Source organism: Pseudomonas sp. GW821-FHT01E10 (genome assembly GCF_059422365.1).
Genome location: NZ_JBWKWT010000040.1, coordinates 1 through 5,475 on the forward strand (window position 1 = coordinate 1; position 5,475 = coordinate 5,475).

The following is a 5,475-nucleotide window of genomic DNA, read 5'->3' on the forward strand; positions in this document are numbered from 1 at the left end:
CCCATATCGATGCGCCGGCCCTGTTCATCGGTGTACACCAGCGTTTCCCCGCCCTCCGGGTGAGGCAGGATTTCAACCCGCACCTCGTAGGACACGCTCCAACCCGCTCCGAACAAGCTGTCGCGGCGTTCGTCGCGGCTGTTGTAGAAGCGCTGCCAATCGATCGGCAAGATGCCCGGCAGCACGAAATCCAGCTCTTCGTCCCCACCCAGCACCTTGGCCCCGGTCGCAGCATGCACCGGGTTCGACGAACCCATGGCGGCGTTGGCCATGGCGCCCATGGCGCTGCTGACAGCCATCGACGTCGCGCCGCCGATCAGCATGCACGGCAGTTTGCTGAAGAACTTGCCCTTGCCGCCCTTGAGCATCAGCAACGCGGTGACCGCCAGCCCCACGCCCGGGGTCTTGCCGCTGCGGATCTCACGCACTACCACCGAACCGCCACCAATGGTCACGTTCGATGAGATCAGCCCGGACGATACGACCTTGGCGTCGCAGGTGGTGCGGTCGCCGCTGCGCACGGCGGGCTGGCCGTTGATGGTGACTTTGTCCGAGCCCTCGGCCAGAAACTGCGGCGGCATCGGCGGATGCTTCATGCAGGTGACCAGGTCCAGCGGCTTGGGTACGGCGCCGGGCGCAGGGGTGGCGACGGTGGGGCGCCACATCTGCGAGAAGAAGCTCTCGGCCATGTCCAGATAGCTGGGCTCGGCTTCGGGCTCGGGTGTCTCCAGCTCGGTGCCGGCCGGCGCGACATGGGACGGAATCGCCCCGGCGGCCCGGGCGGCGGGAATGTTGTTGGTCAGGGTGTTGGTGGAACCGGTGAGAATCGTCGCCTGCACCGTGGGCGGGAACAGCGCATTGCTGAAGCTCTCGCACAGGTTGCTCAGGCCCTTGTCGGCCCCGGTCTTGCTCATGGCAAGGCCGACGATGGTGCCCACCACCGCGCCGAGCAGGAAGCAGCCGAGGCCGCCGGTGGCGACGGTGATGCCCGTGGCCGCCACCACGGCAGCCGTCGCCAGCGCGGTGATCGCGATGTTCGCTGCCACCTCCAGCACGCCGCCAAGAATGTCGGCCATCATCGAGGTGTGGTCGAGGGCATCGCCCAGCCGGGCGGCCCAGAGTGCGTCAGACATGTGGGATGTTAATCCGACGTAAGTTTCTGACGGCTGCGTAATCGTTGTGCGGGTTGCGCAATTCGATGCCTTCCATTGCACCTTTCTCCGTGTAGGTTACGGCATACTCATCAGCGCCATTCTCAGGCGTTTGATCAGCTTCGGATTCTTGAGGCAATCGGCCGGCCGTTTGTTACCGAGGGCGGGCACTTTCTGTTTGATCCACCACAACCCTTCCTCAAGCCCTCTTTTACCGTTGAGGACGACCGCCATATCGAGGTAACCATCCATTACTTTGGCCAGTGTGCGGGCGTTGTCGTCGAGATAGTCCTCTTCGTATAACCGCACAAACACATTCCAATCGGAATCGCCGGGGTATTCGTCTTCCAGTTGTTCCATCTTCTGCGCTCATTGGCCGGGTCAGAATCATGACCTGAAGATCAACCATAAAAGTAATCAAAAAACCGTTCGAAATTTTCTTTCCCCAGTAGGGGACTGACTTCCTTTGTGAGTAATTTCACGAACTTGCTGGAAAGCTCGTCATCGTCGTTATAGATCTCAAATATTTCGAATTTTCCGTGGACAACCTCAATCAATTTTGCAAGAGCGAAAAAGAAATCAGCCAATGAGTCGGCAATTTTGAAAGGCAAAGCCACGTCATAGCTGGCAAATACAGGTGTACCCTCAATGTCGGTAACAGCGATGACAGGTTTACCACCTCCGATATCATCCATGAATACTACAAAACTGGCTGGCCAGCGTGGGTTGAGCTGCGACTTGTTTGAATTGCCATCCCACTTGTAGCCCACTTGGTCATCTTCAAGGGTGTTCAGATCAAAAAAACGTATCGGAGTCAAACCTGTCTCTATCTCAACACCCACAGGCTCGTAGTTGTCATAGAAAAAGTCAGTTTCGACAGAGCGTTCAAGCGTTTGCGGCCATGTGGCGTTGACTTGGCCATTCTTTTCGAAGCTGCCCTCTGACTGAAACTTCTTGTGGATACGGCGCAGCTCTATTAGTGCCTTTTCTAACGCGCTCATGTTCGTTATTCCGAATAAAAACTCAAGTGACGCATTTAGGCTTGCCAAGCGTTTAATGCAGTGAATCAAGCGCCTTTATAGCTATTACCAACCGCTGTGCATTAAACGCTGCTTTTTATCTTAGTGGTACAGGTAAACGTCGGGTTAAAGGCTGCAGACTCTCACGATCCGTCCACAGCCCCGGAAATACTTCAAATTTCAAATCGTCACGGTTAAGTCCAGTATCGAAATAGCGGCACAATCTGTCGCTCAAGTCGTCGTCCCCCCACATGTTGGTAAGCTCATACTGTTCAATAGCATCGCGATTTTTTGAAAGCTTCAGATCTTTTTGACGCACGGGTGCCAAGCTGTAATCGATAGCGCAGTCTTTGCCGGTATCGATCAGGTCGGCACCGCGGAAGGGGAATCCACCTTCAAAGTTAACGTGCGGTCTTAACCAGTAACGTTCGTGGTCTGACAGGACCAGTGGAGTCGTAGGTTGTAGCTTTTCGACGGCAAGTCGTTGGGTAACGACCTTCCCTACAAAACCGCTGAACAGAATTTTACTGTCGTCCAGCACGAGATCGCTCCAGATTCCATTCACGCTTCTCACGTCGTAAAAACGCATGACGGAATTTTTGATCATCTGGCCTACGGTATATAAATCGTCTCGCAGTTTGAGGCTGACTAAATCGCCTTCCTTCCAGGTTATGCGTTTGGCCATGGGGCTCACTCCATCTTAATAATCATTAACGAATCACTCATGAGCAACGGCCTCCTCTGCCTTTGCTGACCCCTTTAGCGGCGGCTTTGACTCTGGCTTTGTTGGCGGCTTTTATACGTTTATCCAAGGCTTTGCCTGCCGGTGTTTTGGCCAGATGTTTATCAGCAGCAGCAAGATATTCTTTTCTTCGCGCATTACCTTGGCCCACCGGATTCTGCGCGTTGGCGGTGCCGTCTTTTCCGCCTAACCCTTCATAAACGCGTTGCTCCAGCCCACGGGTAACGTCCTTTCCGTCCTGGCCGTATGCTGTATGCAGGACCTGAGGAGCTTGACCACCAAAGCGATCAAAACTCGATCCATAGCGATAGTTCAGCACGTCTGAACCCACCTGTTTACCTTGCATGCTGGCATAGCCGACATAGGCTTTACCGGTTGCTTTGTCGACGCCCAGATAGGTGATATGGGTTGCCGTAGTTGGACTGCCCGCCAGCCCCCATGCATCACTCCAACCCATCGGGTTGGGGCCATACTGATAGAGGTTCAGACCGCCGGCGAGCCCTATTGGATCAGGCGTAATGAACCGACCAATGTCAGGGTCGTAAAACCTGAACGTGTTGTAGTGCAGTCCGGTTTCCCGGTCCAAGTATTGTCCCTGGAATCTCAGATTCTGCTCTTCTATATAGTACGGCTCACGAGTCTCCTTGGCGGTATTACCCCAGACTCGATAATTGGCCTGCCAGATGCAGTGCCCATCGTGTTCCGTGAGCTCCTGCGGCAACCCATTGGGGTCATTGTGGTAGTAACGGATTTTTTGCAGCGGGCCCATTCCGTCAACGCGCGCCAGCGCCTCGTAGCTGCCGTCTTCATAAAGGTACAGGCTAGTCTGGTTGTTCCGGTGCTCCTGAAACAGTTGCAAGCCGTCCCACACAAAACGAGTGGTGCCAAGCGGATAACCATTCTTGTCTTGTACGGTTTTTTCAATGCGCCGACCCAAGGGGTCATACGCCATCTTGACGATAGTTTCACCCGCCGCACTCTGATTTCGAACTTCGATCACACGGCTTTCGGCGTCGTACCTGAAGCGCTGAACCCCTCGGCTGCCACTACGTTTTTCGATCAGTCGACCGAAACTATCGTAGCGGTAGCGTTTGTCCTGATAGGTCAACAATTTGTTATGTACTACCAGACCTGCCCCCGGTTGCGGGCCGTCCAATAAATTGGCCGCCGCATCATAGGCATAGATTTCATGCTGCCCTTGAATGTTGTCTTGGCTGGCGATGATTCGGTCGGTAGCGTCGTAATGCAAAAACTGTCGATGCGCAGTGCCTGCTTTTTGTCCGAGGCGCGCAATCAGGTTGTCGCTGGGGTCATAGTCGAAGTGTGTTTGTGTCGCTCCAGGTAATTGTCGCGGCTGGCTATTCGGGCGCCGCACGTATGAACGCAGGCGCCCGCCGCGATCATATTCAGTTCTGGTATTGATTTGGCCCTGTGTGCGAAATACCTCACGGTGCAGGCGATCACGTTCGAAGTCACTGATGACCTGGCCGTCGAGGTTGATCTGGTGCAGATGACCACTGCCGTAATACAGCCGATTGATCCAGCGGCCGTCGGGCAGTTGGGTCTGGATCAGATTACCGAGTTCATCGTAGCGATGTTTTAAACTGCCGCCCAAACTTTGTTCTTCGAGTGGCTGGCCCAGAGCGTCATATACAAAACCGAGTTTTTGTTCGCGGCCCTGGGTGTCTCTGAAAGTGATCGCGATCAGTTGATCCAACGGATCGTAAGTGTAATCAGTGCGGCCATCGTCAGTGATCTTGGCAACCAGACGCCCAACCGCATCTCGCTCCAGGCGGTGGACGATAGGCTTTTCGGGCGTTTCCGAGACAACAGCAAGCCCGTCACCATATTGCGTAGGCAACGAGACTACGCGGGTAATGCTGTTCAGAACGTCGTAATCATAGCGATGGGCGCTTCCATCGAGATCCTGTTGTTCAATCAGACGGTCGCTGGCATCCCAGGTAAACCGATAATTTTCGCCGTTTTCATTAGTCAGAGCTTGTAGCCGCCCGTAACTGTCATAACTGAATTGCACCTGCCGGCCATGGGCATCCGTACGTTGACGAATTCGACCCCGAAGGTTGTATTGGTAATGAGTGGTATGACCTGATGGGTCGGTATGTTCCGTCAATTGACCACTGGCGTTACGTTGATAATGTTCAAAGCGACCATCGGGAAGTTGGCGGCTGAGCAACCGGCCCACTGTGTCATATGTGAAGGTTGTACGCTCCCCGAGTGGGTCGGTGATGACCTGAAGGTAGCCACGATTGTCATAGCCATACCGCGTCGGATAACCCGAGCAATCGATGTGTTCGACCAGTTGGCCGAACGGGTTCCAGCGCAGCTTTTTGCTTTTATCGGTGGCGTCGATGATATCGACGACCTGGCCGTGGGCGTCGTAGCGGTAGCGGGTGACATGGCCCAGTGGATCGGTTTCGGCGATGCAGTTGCCGCGTTGATCGTAGCGATATTGCCAGCTGTTGCCGGCGGCATCGGTTTCCACCAGCGGCAAGGCCCAGTGCTCGAGCCATAAGGTCGAGTCGCTGCGGCCCAGCGGGTCGGT

General features: G+C 55.1%; 5 protein-coding genes. All 5 read right to left on the minus strand.

The annotated features are described in order from the left end of the window. The coding region (locus AC07V0_RS29895; protein ID WP_495007736.1) for a DUF6531 domain-containing protein at nucleotides 1-1,133 on the minus strand (1,133 nt) is incomplete at its 3' end. A gap of 96 nt (nucleotides 1,134-1,229) precedes the next feature. After that, nucleotides 1,230-1,511: a hypothetical protein gene (locus AC07V0_RS29900; protein WP_086946470.1), complete on the minus strand. Its 282-nt coding sequence runs from the start codon at nucleotides 1,509-1,511 to the stop codon at nucleotides 1,230-1,232. A gap of 41 nt (nucleotides 1,512-1,552) precedes the next feature. Next, a complete protein-coding gene (locus AC07V0_RS29905) occupies nucleotides 1,553-2,152 on the minus strand; it encodes a hypothetical protein (RefSeq protein WP_086946469.1) in 600 nt (199 codons plus the stop codon). 115 nt (nucleotides 2,153-2,267) lie between these two features. Next, the gene (locus AC07V0_RS29910) at nucleotides 2,268-2,855 is read right to left on the minus strand and encodes a DUF8309 domain-containing protein (protein ID WP_086946468.1); all 588 of its coding nucleotides are present in this window, start codon (nucleotides 2,853-2,855) and stop codon (nucleotides 2,268-2,270) included. 37 nt (nucleotides 2,856-2,892) lie between these two features. Next, nucleotides 2,893-5,475, minus strand: a 2,583-nt coding sequence (locus tag AC07V0_RS29915) for an RHS repeat-associated core domain-containing protein (protein ID WP_495007737.1), incomplete at its 5' end; no start/stop codon positions are given.